16 protein-coding genes are annotated in these 13,851 nt (G+C 57.7%); 5 read left to right on the top strand and 11 right to left on the bottom strand.

The features are described from left to right. Positions 1-82 precede the first annotated feature (82 nt). From K0O24_RS09975 to K0O24_RS09985, 3 genes are read left to right on the top strand one after another with little or no spacing between them, the layout of a single operon-like run. Positions 83-1,855 carry an AcrB/AcrD/AcrF family protein gene (locus K0O24_RS09975; RefSeq protein WP_219892592.1) on the top strand — a complete coding sequence of 591 codons (1,773 nt, stop codon included), beginning with the start codon at positions 83-85 and terminating at the stop codon, positions 1,853-1,855. 4 nt (positions 1,856-1,859) lie between these two features. Further along, positions 1,860-2,633: a precorrin-2 dehydrogenase/sirohydrochlorin ferrochelatase family protein gene (locus K0O24_RS09980; RefSeq protein WP_219892593.1), complete on the top strand. Its 774-nt coding sequence runs from the start codon at positions 1,860-1,862 to the stop codon at positions 2,631-2,633. Beyond that, positions 2,630-3,589 carry a CorA family divalent cation transporter gene (locus K0O24_RS09985; RefSeq protein WP_219892594.1) on the top strand — a complete coding sequence of 320 codons (960 nt, stop codon included), beginning with the start codon at positions 2,630-2,632 and terminating at the stop codon, positions 3,587-3,589. Before K0O24_RS09980 ends, K0O24_RS09985 begins: the two co-directional genes overlap by 4 nt. On the opposite strand, the gene K0O24_RS09990 is transcribed toward K0O24_RS09985, so the two are convergent. Beyond that, positions 3,586-3,876, bottom strand: a complete 291-nt coding sequence (locus tag K0O24_RS09990) for a 4a-hydroxytetrahydrobiopterin dehydratase (protein ID WP_219895582.1) — start codon at positions 3,874-3,876, stop codon at positions 3,586-3,588. The genes K0O24_RS09985 and K0O24_RS09990 overlap by 4 nt on opposite strands. Positions 3,877-3,948: 72 nt before the next feature. Here K0O24_RS09990 and ccmA point away from each other — a divergent pair, with 72 nt between their 5' ends. Then, a complete protein-coding gene (gene ccmA, locus K0O24_RS09995) occupies positions 3,949-4,575 on the top strand; it encodes a heme ABC exporter ATP-binding protein CcmA (protein ID WP_425514732.1) in 627 nt (208 codons plus the stop codon). Then, a complete protein-coding gene (locus tag K0O24_RS10000; RefSeq protein WP_219892595.1) occupies positions 4,572-5,219 on the top strand; it encodes a heme exporter protein CcmB in 648 nt (215 codons plus the stop codon). The genes ccmA and K0O24_RS10000 overlap by 4 nt, the downstream gene beginning before the upstream one ends. Here the strand turns inward: K0O24_RS10000 and K0O24_RS10005 are convergent, their stop codons facing one another. From K0O24_RS10005 to coxB, 10 genes are read right to left on the bottom strand one after another with little or no spacing between them, the layout of a single operon-like run. Further along, complete coding sequence (locus K0O24_RS10005; protein ID WP_219892596.1) at positions 5,220-6,089, bottom strand: class I SAM-dependent methyltransferase; 870 nt, start codon at positions 6,087-6,089, stop codon at positions 5,220-5,222. It lies immediately after the preceding gene. Then, positions 6,086-7,489, bottom strand: a complete 1,404-nt coding sequence (thrC, locus tag K0O24_RS10010) for a threonine synthase (protein WP_219892597.1) — start codon at positions 7,487-7,489, stop codon at positions 6,086-6,088. Before thrC ends, K0O24_RS10005 begins: the two co-directional genes overlap by 4 nt. Before the next feature lie 40 nt (positions 7,490-7,529). Beyond that, positions 7,530-8,147, bottom strand: coding sequence for an SURF1 family protein (locus K0O24_RS10015; RefSeq protein ID WP_219892598.1), 618 nt, complete (start codon positions 8,145-8,147; stop codon positions 7,530-7,532). After that, the gene (locus tag K0O24_RS10020) at positions 8,144-8,509 is read right to left on the bottom strand and encodes a DUF983 domain-containing protein (protein ID WP_219892599.1); all 366 of its coding nucleotides are present in this window, start codon (positions 8,507-8,509) and stop codon (positions 8,144-8,146) included. The genes K0O24_RS10015 and K0O24_RS10020 overlap by 4 nt, the downstream gene beginning before the upstream one ends. A gap of 6 nt (positions 8,510-8,515) precedes the next feature. Beyond that, complete coding sequence (locus K0O24_RS10025; protein WP_219892600.1) at positions 8,516-9,376, bottom strand: cytochrome c oxidase subunit 3; 861 nt, start codon at positions 9,374-9,376, stop codon at positions 8,516-8,518. A gap of 47 nt (positions 9,377-9,423) precedes the next feature. Continuing rightward, entirely contained in the window at positions 9,424-9,963 is a 540-nt protein-coding gene (locus K0O24_RS10030) for a cytochrome c oxidase assembly protein (RefSeq protein WP_219892601.1), read from the bottom strand. Beyond that, positions 9,960-10,082 (bottom strand): hypothetical protein, encoded by a 123-nt coding sequence (locus tag K0O24_RS16880; protein WP_281421645.1) that lies wholly within the window; start codon positions 10,080-10,082, stop codon positions 9,960-9,962. Before K0O24_RS16880 ends, K0O24_RS10030 begins: the two co-directional genes overlap by 4 nt. After that, positions 10,079-10,993: a heme o synthase gene (locus K0O24_RS10035; RefSeq protein ID WP_219892602.1), complete on the bottom strand. Its 915-nt coding sequence runs from the start codon at positions 10,991-10,993 to the stop codon at positions 10,079-10,081. The genes K0O24_RS16880 and K0O24_RS10035 overlap by 4 nt, the downstream gene beginning before the upstream one ends. Then, entirely contained in the window at positions 10,993-12,654 is a 1,662-nt protein-coding gene (ctaD, locus tag K0O24_RS10040) for a cytochrome c oxidase subunit I (RefSeq protein WP_219892604.1), read from the bottom strand. Before ctaD ends, K0O24_RS10035 begins: the two co-directional genes overlap by 1 nt. An 11-nt stretch (positions 12,655-12,665) precedes the next feature. Further along, the gene (coxB, locus tag K0O24_RS10045; protein WP_219892606.1) at positions 12,666-13,679 is read right to left on the bottom strand and encodes a cytochrome c oxidase subunit II; all 1,014 of its coding nucleotides are present in this window, start codon (positions 13,677-13,679) and stop codon (positions 12,666-12,668) included. Positions 13,680-13,851 lie beyond the last annotated feature (172 nt).

The raw sequence follows: 13,851 nt of genomic DNA on the forward strand, positions 1-13,851 counted from the left end.
CTGCCACCATGCTTCCCACTTGTCGGAGGAGCTTTAAGGCCGCATGGTTGCCAAAGAAACAAGGTTCAGGGGCCAAATGGCGATGAATGCTGAAAAATCGGACTTTCTTGCAAGGTACTGGAAGTCCATCCTGTTCGTCGTCTGGATTGTTGCAAGCGGATATTTCCTGTTTGAGCGCTGGCAAGCCATTCACTGGTTCGCGCTTGGCGATACCGATGACAATATGCGGATCATGCAGGTTCGGACTCTGATGCAGGGGCAGGACTGGTATGATCTGCGCCAGTACCGGCTCGATCCGCCCCATGGTGCGAACATGCATTGGTCGCACTTTGTCGATCTGCCGATCGTCGGGATCATTCTTTTGACCAAACCGTTTTTTGGCGCGTTGGTGGCCGAAAGGATCGCTGTTGCCTTGGCGCCATTGATCCCGCTCGGTGTTGCGATGACAGGTCTGGGTTTGACTGCCCGACGGCTGGTCGCGCCAGGCGCATACCTGCTCTCCGCAGGGATCATGCTGTGCTTCGTGACAGCAATGACCATGTTCATGCCTCTGCGCATAGATCACCACGGCTGGCAGCTTGCATTGCTGACACTTGTTTTGGCGGGACTTGCAGATCCGCAAGCGTTGCGGGGTGGACTGACAATTGGCATTGCATCTGCCTTGTCGCTTGTGATCGGACTTGAAACTCTTCCCTGGCTGGCCATTGCGGGAGGAGGTGTCGCCCTTCGCTGGATCATCGCCCTGGAACAATCGCCGCGTATGCGCGGATATGGGCTTGCGCTTGGCGGCGGCGTCACGCTTGGATTTCTGGTCTTTTCATCCCGTGACAATTGGGTTGCGCGCTGTGATGCGTTGACGCCGGTATGGCTGTCCTCGATGTTGCTGGCATCAGCACTGATATTCCTCATCGGATCATTGCGCGTCGAAAACCGTGGGATGAGGTTTTTACTGACTGCCTTGGTAGGTGTCATGGTTGCGGTGTTCTTCGCCGTTGCCTGGCCACAGTGCGTTGGCCGTCCAGAACAGATTTCGCCGGAACTTGAGCGGCTCTGGTTCAACAACATCAGTGAAGTCAAACCAATCTACACGCGCAATTGGCCGACCATTTTGTCAACGTCCGTGCTTGTTATCGGACTTTTCGGCAGTTTCTGGGCCTTGTGGAAGCATTGGAAGGAAGATCGAGGTGCAGCTTGGGCGACGATTGCCCTGCTCTCGCTTGGTTCTGGCCTGCTGGTTCTTTGGCAGACACGTGCGGCACCTTCGGCCCTTCTGTTCAGCGTTACGGGGGCAACAGCGATTGGCTGGAACATCCTCGTGCGCGCAAGGAACCATTCTTCAATCTTCGTCAGGGTTTTTGGCACGTTTATCGCTTTCCTTTTGGTGTCCGGGCTAGCTGTCCAGCTGGTAGCAGGAAGGCTTCCCAATCCGGATGCTGCCAAGCCCGGAATGAAGCGCGTCAATCGCGCCAATGCCAGTTGCGCAACGATTCCCTCGATGCGACCTATCGGCGCGCTGCCCAAAGCAACTGTCCTGACCTTTGTCGATCTTGGTCCGAGGCTGATCACGATCACGCACCATGATGCGATTGCTGGCCCATATCATCGCAACGGCGATGCAATTCTCGATATTCAGCACGCCTTTCGCGGCACTCCGGAAGACGCCCGCAAAACGGCGCGCAAGCACGGCGCTAGCCTGCTGCTGATATGTCCGAACATGTCGGAATCGACAATCTACAAATCACAGGCGCCGAAAGGATTCTACATGCAGCTGATAGCCGGGAAAATTCCGGCTTGGCTCGAACCGGTTCCACTGCCAGCCAATTCGCCATTCATGCTTTGGCGGATCAAGCCCTGAGGCCATGCATAGTCTGCCGATATTTGTTAAGCTCAAGAACAGGCCGGTCATCCTGCTTGGCAACGGCGAAGCTGCGCAGTCCAAACGTCTGCTCCTTGAACGAGCCGGCGCCTTGATTGTTGGCGAGCAGGAAGATGCAGTACTCGCCATTGTGGCGATCGATGATGAGGCTGAGGCGGTCGATGCCATTGCCCGCCTCCGGTCCCGCGGTGTGCTGATCAATGCAACGGATCGCCCCGATCAATGCGACTTCACACTTCCGGCGATTGTGGATCGTGACCCGGTGCTCATAGCGATTGGAACAGGCGGGGCATCCGCGGGCCTTGCAAAAGCGCTCAGGCAGAGGCTGGAGCAAATTTTGCCGCAATCTCTTGGCCAACTTGCCAAAGACCTGTTCCAGGCGCGACCTTCAATTCGGAAGCGTTGGCCGGACCCGGCAGCTAGACGGCGCGCGATTGACGCAGCGCTCGATGGTGCAGGGCCTCTCGATCCATTCAAAAGCATCGATGCTGGCGCCGTGAGCGGATGGCTGGCAGGCCCAGAGGCCGCGCCACCGATTGGCCTCAGAATTATCTCGGTCAAGAGTGACGATCCCGACGAGCTGACCCTTCAGCAGGCACGCTGGCTCGGCCAGGCGGACGTTATCGTTCATGGAGCCAATGTCGCTCCTGCGATCGTTGCACGCGGACGCGCAGATGCCGTGCGGAGCTTGGCAGAAGTCCCGCCCGATCCCTTGCCCGCCGGTTTGACCGTCCAGATTGTGCGAGGCGATCTATGATGCGTGCCTTTGTCATGGCCGATGCGGAGCCGAAGGAGCTGCCGTTCCTTGAAGGAGTGGCCCAATTCGAACATGCGGAACTGGTTTGGCTTGTCCTCGACGGGCGGGCCCCCGGTGCGGCAGATTGGATTGCCGAGCAGAAGGACATTCCCGACATTGCGCGTGCGGCGTTGATGGCCGCGGAAACCCGGCCGCGGAGTGATCTTGTCGGGCAGGGGGTCATCATAAACCTTCGCGGGTTGGGCAAGACGCCTGAAGATGATCCCGATGCTCTGGTCTCTTTGCGCTTCTGGGCTGAGACGGGGCGCGTCATATTGGTGACCTTTCGCACGCCTCTGGCACTCGACACCGTCATGGACGAATTTCTTTCTGCAAGGATTAGTGATCCCGGCGATTTACTGAGTGCGTTTGCAAGCGCCATTACCGACGGTCTGGATCCAGACGTCGCCAATCTCGGCGATGCGCTAGATGATTGCGAACTTAAGGTTGAGGTTGCCAATATCCACCCAACGCGACGGGACGTAACCCGGGTTCGTGCGCGCGCCATCGCCTTTCGCAGGTTCGTTGCGCCGCAGAGGCAGGCCCTTGCTCAATTGTCTTCGGCACCACTTGACTGGCTGGACGATGATGACAGGCTACATTTGCGCGAAGGAGCTGACCGTGCAGCCCGGATGGCAGAAGAGTTGGAGTCTGTGCGCGAACGGGCGATGTTGATGCATGAGGAGCTGACTGACCGTCGCTCCGAACTGATGGATGCGCGCGCATTGCTGATCTCTATCGTTGCACTGGTGTTCCTGCCGCTGACGTTCATCACCGGTCTACTGGGCATGAATGTGGACGGTATTCCCTACGCCCATCAACCATGGGCCTTCTGGGGCGTCACGGGAGTCTGCCTGTTTCTCGCAATTCTCGTCGTGGGCTGGTTTGTCCGCGCACACTGGATCAGCGGCGATTAATCGATCAGCGCGTCAATGGCCTTGGCAAGCTTGACGTCGCGCTCAGACAGGCCCCCTGCATCGTGGGTAGTCAGCAGAATATCGACACGGTTCCAGACGTTTTTCCATTCAGGGTGATGATCTTGCTGTTCCGAAAGCAGGGCAACACGGGTCATGAAAGCAAAGGCCGCTGAGAAATCGCGAAAAATGAAGCGTCTGGTGATCGCGTCGCGCGCATCGTCGAAATCCCAGTCGGCAAGAGCATCAAGCGCGGCTGCACGTTCATTTTCATCAAGTTGCTCGATCAAAGCCCATGCCTCCGGTCGTCGGCCACTGTCTCGACTCGCGACTTCGAGCCAGACCTGCTTGCCGTTGTAGGCATGAAGCGCTTCCACCTCAACCGATCAGGCTCTATGGCACAAGGGATGACGGGGCAGGACCAGCTCAAGTTCGACAATGTCTCCTGCCGACGTGGCGGGCGGATTTTGTTCGAGTCTCTCGGGTTTGTGCTCGGACCGGGCGATGCTGCGGTGGTTTCAGGGCCAAATGGCGTGGGCAAGTCGAGCCTTTTGCGGCTCGCATCGGGTCTGCTCGAACCTGCTTCCGGATCGATCCTGCGCGTCGGCCGGGTTGCATTGGCTGATGAGTCGCTGGCGCTCGATCGGCATTTGCCACTTGGTGAGGCGCTAAGGTTTTGGGCCAAGATGGACGGTGGCAACATCGAAGAGGCCCTTGGACTGGTCTCGCTTGACCATCTAGCCGAGGTGCCCGTCAGGATGCTTTCGACCGGACAACGCAAGCGCGCGACCTTGGCTCGCATTCTGGCAAGTCGCGCCGACATATGGCTCCTTGATGAGCCCGGGAACGGGCTGGATTCGGCATCTCTCGATTCTCTCTCCAAAATGGTCGCCACCCATCGTGCGCACGGCGGGATAGTCCTTGCAGCGTCGCATCAGCCGCTCGGTATCGAGCGGGTGCAGGAGATTCGGCTGGAGGGTGCGCGGTGAGGACAATCCTGACGCTTGCCTTCCGCGATGTGCGCCTTGCCTATGGACGGGGCGGGGCCACACTTCCGGTCATCTTTTTCCTTCTCGTCGCAACGCTCTATCCTTTTGGCGTGGGGCCGGATGGTCCCCTGCTTGCGAAAACCGGAGGCGGGGTGCTGTGGATCGCCGCTTTGTTGGCATCATTGCTACCAATCGACCGGCTGATTGCGCCGGACATGGATCAGGGAGTATTTGATCAGCTGGCTGTTAGAGGTGTTTCAGAAGAAGGCATTATCCTTGCCAAACTTGCAGGTCATTGGCTTGGTTTTGGGCCTCCACTGCTGGTTGCTGCGGTTCCGGCCGCGGCGCTCCTGCGCCTGGATGGCAGCATACTCACCCGGCTTGAGATGGGCTTGCTGATTGGTACACCAGGGCTTGCAGCCTTGTCTGTTCTCATTGCAGCGCTGACAGCTGGGGTAAGGGGGGCAGGGGCACTGGCCGGTCTTCTCATGCTTCCCTTGGCTGTTCCAATGCTCATTTTCGGTGCCGGGTCGCTTGACCCGTTCGGCGGGAGCGCCCTGAAACTTCTGGCAGCCTGCTCGATGCTGGCGGTCGCCATAACGCCCTTTGCGGCCGGCGCTGCCATCCGCGCTGCCCGCGAATAGTTACCGGGACCAGCGTGCAAAAATTGCGGTTGGCAAGATAAGGCCGCGGGCTTCTTCGCGAACGCCCAATTCTCCGCATTCAACAGTGCCGCCCAAATCAGCGCAATTTTGCCGCAATAGTTCGCCAATGGCGAGGGCTGACATCCGGACGGCGTAGACGGTGAGGAAGAGAAATGCCGAATCTGCATCCAGCAGCTTGCGGCAGTCCCCGATCAATCCCGGCAGTCCTTCCTCCAGCCGCCAGACTTCGCCTTCCGGACCTCGCCCGAATTTGGGAGGATCAAGGATGATGCCGTCATAACGCCTGCCTCGCCGCACTTCGCGGGCTGCGAATTTTGCAGCGTCGTCAACGATCCAGCGTATTGGCGTGTCTGCAAGATCAGCGAGGACGGCATTGCCTTTGGCAGCTTCGACTGACTTTTTTGAAGCATCGACATGAGTGACAGCGGAACCAGCGCTGGCAAGCGCAAGGCTGCCCACTCCGGTATACCCAAAAAGATTGAGCGCTGCTGGTTCTGTGCGCCCAGCGAATTTTTGGCGCATCCAGCTCCAGACGGGGGCCATATCCGGAAAAAATGCAAGGTGTCGAAAGGGGGTCGCCTGCGCCCTAAAGCGGACATCATTCCAAGTCAGCGGCCAGCCGTCGCGAGGAACTGGCGAATTGAACTGCCATCGGCCGCCGCCGTCTTCGTCCGCTCCGGGAATGAATTCACCGTCTGCTTTCCAATCTTGAGATGCCGGAGCCCAAAGTGCCTGCGCTTCGGGACGAATGAAACGATACCGGCCATAGCGCTCAAGCTTGCGTCCATGCCCCGAGTCAATCAGGCCGTAATCGGACCAGGGTTCGCCAATGAGCGTAATCGGCGTCATGCGCCGGTCGGGATTGCCCGGTCAGACACATAGGCTCGAACGGCCTCTGTCGTGGCCGGGAGTGTGTCACAGCGCTCCTCACGTTCGAAAAGACTGCCAATTCTGGCCGGCAACGAGGGCCTCGAGCCCGTCGCGCGTTCTACTGCGTCGCGGAATTTGGAGGGATGTGCCGTGGCCAATGTGACAATCGGAACTTCAGCCGGAATGTCGCTGGCATAGGCGGCTGCAAGGCCAATCGCAGTATGCGGGTCGATCAACTCCCCTGACTTTTCGCTCGCGCGCCGCATTGCGAGCGCCATTCCGTTGGCGTCAATGCGCGCGCTTGAGAACAATGGCCGAGCGCCTGCCAGCATATCGGCAGGGATGGACATCGCCTTGGAGGCTTCAAACCCTGTCATCATTTTTGCCAATGCACTTCCATCCCGACCTGCCAGATCAAAGAGCAGCCGCTCAAAGTTGGAACTGACCTGAATATCCATGCTGGGTGTAGCCGTTGGCGTGACGGACCCGGCCGAATAGTCGCCTGAGGTCAGGGCGCGGTGCAGAATGTCGTTGACGTTGGTAGCGACAATCAAACGCTCAACCGGCAGTCCGCACCTTGCGGCGACATAGCCCGCAAAGACATCACCGAAATTGCCGGTCGGGACCGAGAAAGCAATCGACTGTTGAGGAGCCCCAAGTCGTACTGCGGCATAAAAATAGTAGACGACCTGTGCCATTAGGCGCGCCCAATTGATGGAATTGACAGCAGACAAGTTGAATCGCGTAGAGAATTCGCGATCGTTGAAAAGCGACTTCACGATTGTCTGTGCATCGTCGAAGCTGCCTTTTATTGCAATGTTGTGCACATTTGGCGCCAGGACGGTTGTCATCTGCCGACGCTGGACTTCGGAGACGCGGCCCTCCGGGTGGAGCATGAAGATGTTGATCTTCTCGCGCCCCGCAACTGCATCGATTGCAGCGGAGCCAGTGTCGCCTGATGTGGCGCCGACGATCGTCAATTCCGTTTCGCGCGTCGAAAGGAACTTCTCGAACAACAGGCCGAGCAACTGGAGTGCCACATCCTTGAAGGCCAGCGTCGGGCCGTGGAAGAGCTCAAGCAACCAGTTTGTTTCATCCAGTTGGGCAAGAGGCGTGACCGCAGCGTGTGAGAAGCGGCCATAGGCCTGAGCGCAAAGCGAGCGGAGTTCGTCTTCAGTCAGGCTGCTGCCTACAAACGGTGCCATGACGCGCACTGCCGTTTCGATATAGCTCAGCCCACGCATTGCGGCGATGTCCGCGTGACTGAAGTGTGGCCAGTGCTGGGGCACATAGAGGCCACCATCTGACGCCAGCCCCGCCAAGGTCACGCCCTCGAAATCGAGCGTCGGCGCGCTCCCCCTCGTGCTCACATAGTCCATAGAAATCGCGCCCTAGCGGGCAGGGCGGGGAAGGGCAAGTTCAGGAACGCCTTCTCCGGTAAAGCGCCAGCCCATAAATAACTGCGGCAACAGCTGCAAAGACGAACCATTGAACTGCGTAAGCAAGGTGGTTGTTGGGGACATCCTTGATCGACGGCGGTGCGCTCTGGTCGAGGCCTTTGCCGGGATTTGTCAGCACCAACATCAGCCCTGGGGCTGCCCCCTTGCGAAACGCCTTTTCAATCAGGCTGCGGTGGTCTGGCTGGCGGGAAATGATGCCATGAACCTGGCCGCCCTTCCAGGCAACAATCTCGTCGAAGCGGCTAGACCAGCCAATATCGACGGTCATTCCGGGACCTTCGGTACCCGTGCGACAGGCAACGATGTGGCGCCAGCCAGCCTCGCCCTTTGCATTGAGGCCGCCTTCGATGATTGGCTTCTGCGGTTCGAGGCAAACACCACCAGCGCGGCGAAACACGAGGCTGTCATCTGCCGCAAATTGCGGGAAGGCCATTTCCGGGAGCGTCTCAGCCTGTTCATAGCGAACCAGCAGAGCTGCCTTCTCATCAGCGCGTTGCAATTGCCACAAGCCCAATCTGATCATGACGGCAATTGCGGCGCAGACAAGCAGGGTAGGTAGCACAGGAATACGGTTCATTCGACGAGTCTGCCTTCGCGCGCCCTGTTGCGATATTCGAGGGTGATGAGTGCGCCCTTGGCAAGGCGGAGCAATCCCAGCACCAGCGCAAGCGTGGTTGGAACCCAAAGCACGATATGAACCCAGAAGGGCGGTTCGAACTGCAACTGAACAATGACAGCCAGAATAGTGACAATCGCGCCCACGATCATGATGAGGAACGCCGCAGGGCCATCACCAACATTGAATTGACCGAAGTCGAGCCCACAGTTCAAGCAACAGGGCGAAAAGCGGACCATCCCCTGGAACAGGCCAGGGGTTCCGCATCTTGGACACAGACCCCTGATAGCCGCTTGCGCCGTATCAGGGGCCAGATCCGTCATTCCAGCTTATCCAGCGTGTATCGGTGCGCCCCAGCCGCCCCAAACATAGACAACGCAGAAGAGGAACAGCCAAACGACGTCAACAAAGTGCCAGTACCAGGCCGCAGCCTCGAACCCGAAATGCTGCTTGGGTGTAAAGTGGCCCTTGTACGAACGCACAAGGCATACGATCAGGAAAATCGTCCCGACCAGCACGTGAAAGCCGTGGAAGCCGGTCGCCATGAAGAAGGCTGCACCATAGTTCAGCCCTTTGAACGCGAAAGGTGCATGGATATATTCATAGGCTTGGATTGACGTGAAGATCGCGCCCAGCAGGATAGTGGCCCAAAGGCCCTTCTTCAGGCCTTCCCGATCACCATGGATCAGCGCGTGATGGGCCCAAGTCACTGTTGTCCCGGAGCACAGAAGGATCAGGGTATTCAGGAGCGGAAAGCCGAAAGGATCAATGACCTCAATGCCTTTTGGTGGCCATTGGGCAATTGCACCAGCTTGCCCAAGCTGGTTTTCAACCGATCCGTCCGTGACCAGAAGATGCGCAGGAAAGAGCGAAAAATCGAACCATGCCCAGAACCATCCCACGAAAAACATGACTTCGGAGGCGATGAAAAGGATCATCCCATAGCGCAGGTGAAGCGACACGACAGGCGTATGATCTCCGGCGTGAGCTTCCTTGATGACGTCGGACCACCAGGCAAAGAATGTGTACACAACGCCCAAGAGGCCAAGCAGAAATACCCAGCCGCCATAAGGCTGCTGATGCATCCACATCACGCCGCCGCCCGTCAGTCCCAGTGCAGAAAACGCACCGATCAGCGGATTAATGCTGGGGGGCAGAATATGATAATCGTGGGTCTTGGCACCGGCCATGGTCGTCTCTTTCCTCAAAAGGCCAATCGGAAGGCTTGTGGATCGCGTTAGCTTGGCTTTTTCGCCTCGTCTACCGGATAGAATGTGTAACTGAGTGTGATTTCCGCGATGTCGTTTGCGTCAGGATCATCTGCAATTTTTGGGTCAACATAGAATATCACCGGCATCCGGACTTGCTTGCCGGGAGCAAGAGTCTGCTCCGTAAAGCAAAAGCATTGGATCTTGTTGAAATATTTGCCGGCTTGGGACGGCGTGACGTTGAACGTCGCTCTGCCAGTAATGGGTTTGTCAGAAAGATTCTTTGCCGTGAAAAAGGCAATTTCTCGCTCACCGAGAATCACGGGTTCGTTCGTCTTCTCAGGCGCGAAAAGCCAGGGCAGCGAAGGCGCATGGTTCGCATCAAAGCGGACTGACACGCGCTGGCCGGAAACAACAGCGCCGGGCGCAGCCTCCGCCTTCTGAGTGGTGCCTGCAAAGCCCGTTGCCTGACAGAAGGCACGGTAGAGCGGCACACTTGCATAACCTAGTCCCGTCATGCCTGCGGCGAGTCCAAGCGCCAAAAGGCCTGTTCTCAGCACCGGCGTCATGATGCGACAACCATCTTGGCAATGCTGATGCCGTAAATCAGCGCCACAAGAGCTAACAAGAGAATGCCCATGATCCGGGCACGCGACCTTTGGCGCTTGCGGACTTCCTGTTCATTCATGCGAGCACCAGCCTGTCGACCGCAAGGGCCGCAAAAACTCCGAAGAGATACAGGATTGAGAATCCAAAAAGCTGCTTTTCAGGCTTCATGCCATCACCAGCAACGGATTGCCGGAATGCAACTCGTGTCGCGAGAATCGTAAACACGAGCGAGGCAAGGCCAGCTGCAAGACCATAGATCAGGCCGGCCAAGTGGAGAGCAACAGGCAGCAATGCCACTGCAACCATCGGCAGTGTATAAAGGAAGATCTGGATGCGCGTGTTCTTCTCTCCAGCAACAACTGGCAGCATCGGAACACCGGCCTTGGCATAGTCGGCCTCCATAAACAGCGCCAGCGCCCAGAAATGGGGTGGGGTCCAAAGGAAGATAAGCGAGAAGAGCAAGATAGGCAGCAAACTCACCTGGCCCGTGGCAGCCACCCAGCCGATAACAGGCGGGAAAGCCCCTGCAGCGCCGCCGATTACAATGTTCTGCGGCGTCCTGCGTTTCAGCCAAACAGTGTAGACCAGCACATAAAAAAGGATCGACACGGCCAGAATGATGGCGGCAAGCATATTCGTCGCCAAATATATGAGCAGCACCGAAAACGCGCCGAGTCCCACGCCGAAGTGAAGTGCCGATTGCCGGTCCATGCGTCCAGCCGGGATCGGGCGGCTCGCAGTACGCTTCATCAGTGCGTCAATGTCTGACTCATACCATTGATTGAGGGCGCCAGCGGCGCCTGCACCCATTGCGATGCAGAGGACAGCCGTAAATCCCAGAACCGGGTTCATTGCCACGGGTGCAGCCAACAGACCGCACAGGCCCGTAAAGACGACCAGAAAGATCACCCTGGGCTTTGTCAGCGCGAGGAAATCACGCCAATCGGCCGGCAACGGGACCGTCGCGGTTGCTGGTGCTACGCTTGCCATCAGTCGATTTTCGGCAATGTCTCGAACTGGTGGAACGGCGGCGGGCTTGGCAGCGTCCATTCGAGAGTGGTTGCGCCTTCACCCCAGTAATTGCCTTCGGCCTTCTTGCCCGCAATGAACGCATAGGCCACATTGATGAAGAAGAAGACCATGCCGACGGCCATGATTACGTAGCCGAAGGACGACACACCGTTCCAATAAGCCTGCGCTTCGGGATAGTCGGGAATGCGCCGTGGCATGCCTTGCAGTCCAAGGAAATGCTGCGGGAAGAACATGACGTTCACACCGATGAAGAATGTCCAGAAGTGAAGCTGGCCGAGAAGCTCGGACAATTGGCGGCCCGTCATCTTGCCGAACCAGTATGTGAATCCAGCAAACAGGGCGAAAACAGCACCCAGCGAGAGCACATAGTGGAAGTGAGCGACCACATAATATGTGTCATGCATGTAGTTGTCGATGCCGCCATTGGCGAGGAGAACACCGGTCACGCCACCGACAGTGAACATGAAGATGAACCCGAGTGACCACATCATTGGCGTCTTGAAGCTCAGCGAACCGCCCCACATCGTCGCGATCCAGCTGAAGATCTTGATACCTGTCGGCACCGCAATGACCATTGTAGCGGCCGTGAAATACATCTTGGTGTTTACATCGAGGCCAACGGTAAACATGTGGTGTGCCCACACGATGAAGCCCACGACACCGATGGCGACCATGGCATAGGCCATGCCCAAATATCCAAAAATCGGCTTCTTTGAGAAGGTCGAGATCACCTGACTTACGATGCCGAAGCCCGGGAGGATCATGATGTAGACTTCCGGATGACCGAAGAACCAGAAGAGATGCTGGTAAAGAACCGGATCCCCGCCACCAGCCGCATCAAAAAAGGTTGTCCCGAAATTGCGATCCGTCAGCAGCATCGTGATTGCTGCGGCCAGAACCGGAAGCGCAAGCAGAAGCAGGAACGCGGTCACGAGGATCGACCACACAAACAGCGGCATCTTGTGAAGCGTCATGCCAGGTGCGCGCATGTTGAAGATCGTGGTGATGAAATTGATCGCCCCAAGAATCGACGAAGCACCGGCAAGGTGAAGCGAAAAGATCGCCATGTCGACCGCAGGTCCAGGTGATCCGCTTGTCGAGAGCGGCGCATAGACCGTCCAGCCCGTCGCTGCGCCAGGGCCTGTGCCGCCCGAAACGAAAGCAGAACCGAGGAGGAGGAGGAAAGACGGCACAAGCAACCAGAAGCTGATGTTGTTCATGCGCGGGAAGGCCATGTCCGGCGCACCGATCATGATCGGTACGAACCAGTTGCCAAAGCCACCAATCATGGCTGGCATGACCATGAAGAACACCATGATCAGGCCATGGGCTGTGATCAGTGCATTCCACATGTGATAGGGGCTGTCGCTACCCATGAAGCCAGCGACAGCTTCAAGGTATTGAATGCCAGGCTGCGCAAGTTCGGCACGCATCACGCCCGAAATCGCGCCGCCGATAATGCCGGCAAAAATCGCAAAGATCAGATAAAGTGTGCCGATATCCTTGTGGTTGGTCGACATGAACCAGCGGGCAAAAAAGGCCGGCTTGTGATCAGCGTCATGATGATCATGGTCATGTGCCCCTTCAAAGGCGTGGGCGGTTGCGACAGCTTCAGTCATTGGTCAGACCCTCAATTCTTGGCCGCTGCGGGAGCGGCATTGGGTGCAGCAGCAGGTGCACCAGCTTCAGCGGTTGTTGGTGCAGCAGGCGGGGCAGCAGCATCGCCGGGCATTTTGCCACCCTTCGCGCGAATCCAGGCTGCGAAATCTTCCTTGCTGACGGCTTCGACACCAATCGGCATGAAACCATGGCGATCGCCGCAAAGTTCGGAGCATTGCCCGTAATAGACACCCTTCTTGTCAATGGTGAAGGTTGTTTCGTTCAGGCGGCCCGGCACTGTATCAAGCTTGATCCAGAAAGCGGGAACAGCCCAGCTGTGGATAACGTCATTCCCGGTCGTGACGAGTTTGATTGGTGTGTTGACGGGCAGGACAACACGATTGTCGACCGCGAGAAGCCGCGGTTCACCCTTGGCCTTGGCATCTTCATCGCTCAACATGTTCGCGTCAAAGCTTACGCCATAGTCTGGATATTCGTAGGACCAGAACCACTGATTGCCGATGGCCTTAAGCGTGACAGCATTGGCCGGCGCTGGCTTGAACTGGGCGGCCAGCAGGCTGATCGACGGAATCGCGATGCCGACGAGGACCAGAACCGGCACCAGTGTCCAAACCACTTCAATGACCGTATTGTGGGAAGTCTTCGAAGCAACCGGGTTTGCCGCGCGGCGGAAACGCGCCATGACATACAAAAGCAGGCCTAGCACCAGCAGCGAAATGATCGCCATGACCGGAACGAGGATATAGTCATGCATCCTGGCGGCCTGCTCGCCCAGCTTCGTCACTTGGGGTTGGAGCCCGATTCTGCCTTCAATAGGCTGCCCAACCATAGGGTCAGATTTTGAAGTGCCGATAGTGGTTTCGGGCGCCTTGGCGGGCTTGGCTTCAGCAGGAGCGGCTTGCACGGGCGACGCTGCTGGTGCCGCGACAGGGGCGGGTGCTGTACTTGCCGGAGTTTGTGCCGTTGCGAATGAAGGCGCAAGCATCAAGCCGATCGCCAGGATAAAGGGCTTTATTTTCAACATGTCTTTTCCGTCCGAACCCCCAATAGATGAAAGCCGGATTGCGAGGGAGACCCTATCCGGCAGACCGCTTCGCGGCGGGCTATACGCGCGGGCGTCAAGAGCCTCAAGCCGCTAAGCCGACTTTTTTAGCATGCTTGCGGCTCTTCGCCTGCATCCCTATCAGGGCGCGGAA

The sequence above is a fragment of the Aquisediminimonas profunda genome (genome assembly GCF_019443285.1).
Classification (GTDB): domain Bacteria; phylum Pseudomonadota; class Alphaproteobacteria; order Sphingomonadales; family Sphingomonadaceae; genus Aquisediminimonas; species Aquisediminimonas profunda.

Bases quoted from the DNA above. Each gene is read 5' to 3' on its own strand.
- K0O24_RS09975 (WP_219892592.1), top strand. From the start codon at position 83: ATGAATGCTGAAAAATCGGACTTTCTTGCAAGGTACTGGAAGTCCATC.
- K0O24_RS09980 (WP_219892593.1), top strand. From the start codon at position 1,860: ATGCATAGTCTGCCGATATTTGTTAAGCTCAAGAACAGGCCGGTCATC.
- K0O24_RS09985 (WP_219892594.1), top strand. From the start codon at position 2,630: ATGATGCGTGCCTTTGTCATGGCCGATGCGGAGCCGAAGGAGCTGCCG.
- ccmA (WP_425514732.1), top strand. From the start codon at position 3,949: ATGAAGCGCTTCCACCTCAACCGATCAGGCTCTATGGCACAAGGGATG.
- K0O24_RS10005 (WP_219892596.1), bottom strand. From the start codon at position 6,089: ATGACGCCGATTACGCTCATTGGCGAACCCTGGTCCGATTACGGCCTG.
- thrC (WP_219892597.1), bottom strand. From the start codon at position 7,489: ATGGACTATGTGAGCACGAGGGGGAGCGCGCCGACGCTCGATTTCGAG.
- K0O24_RS10015 (WP_219892598.1), bottom strand. From the start codon at position 8,147: ATGAACCGTATTCCTGTGCTACCTACCCTGCTTGTCTGCGCCGCAATT.
- K0O24_RS10020 (WP_219892599.1), bottom strand. From the start codon at position 8,509: ATGACGGATCTGGCCCCTGATACGGCGCAAGCGGCTATCAGGGGTCTG.
- K0O24_RS10025 (WP_219892600.1), bottom strand. From the start codon at position 9,376: ATGGCCGGTGCCAAGACCCACGATTATCATATTCTGCCCCCCAGCATT.
- K0O24_RS10030 (WP_219892601.1), bottom strand. From the start codon at position 9,963: ATGACGCCGGTGCTGAGAACAGGCCTTTTGGCGCTTGGACTCGCCGCA.
- K0O24_RS16880 (WP_281421645.1), bottom strand. From the start codon at position 10,082: ATGAATGAACAGGAAGTCCGCAAGCGCCAAAGGTCGCGTGCCCGGATC.
- K0O24_RS10035 (WP_219892602.1), bottom strand. From the start codon at position 10,993: ATGGCAAGCGTAGCACCAGCAACCGCGACGGTCCCGTTGCCGGCCGAT.
- ctaD (WP_219892604.1), bottom strand. From the start codon at position 12,654: ATGACTGAAGCTGTCGCAACCGCCCACGCCTTTGAAGGGGCACATGAC.
- coxB (WP_219892606.1), bottom strand. From the start codon at position 13,679: ATGTTGAAAATAAAGCCCTTTATCCTGGCGATCGGCTTGATGCTTGCG.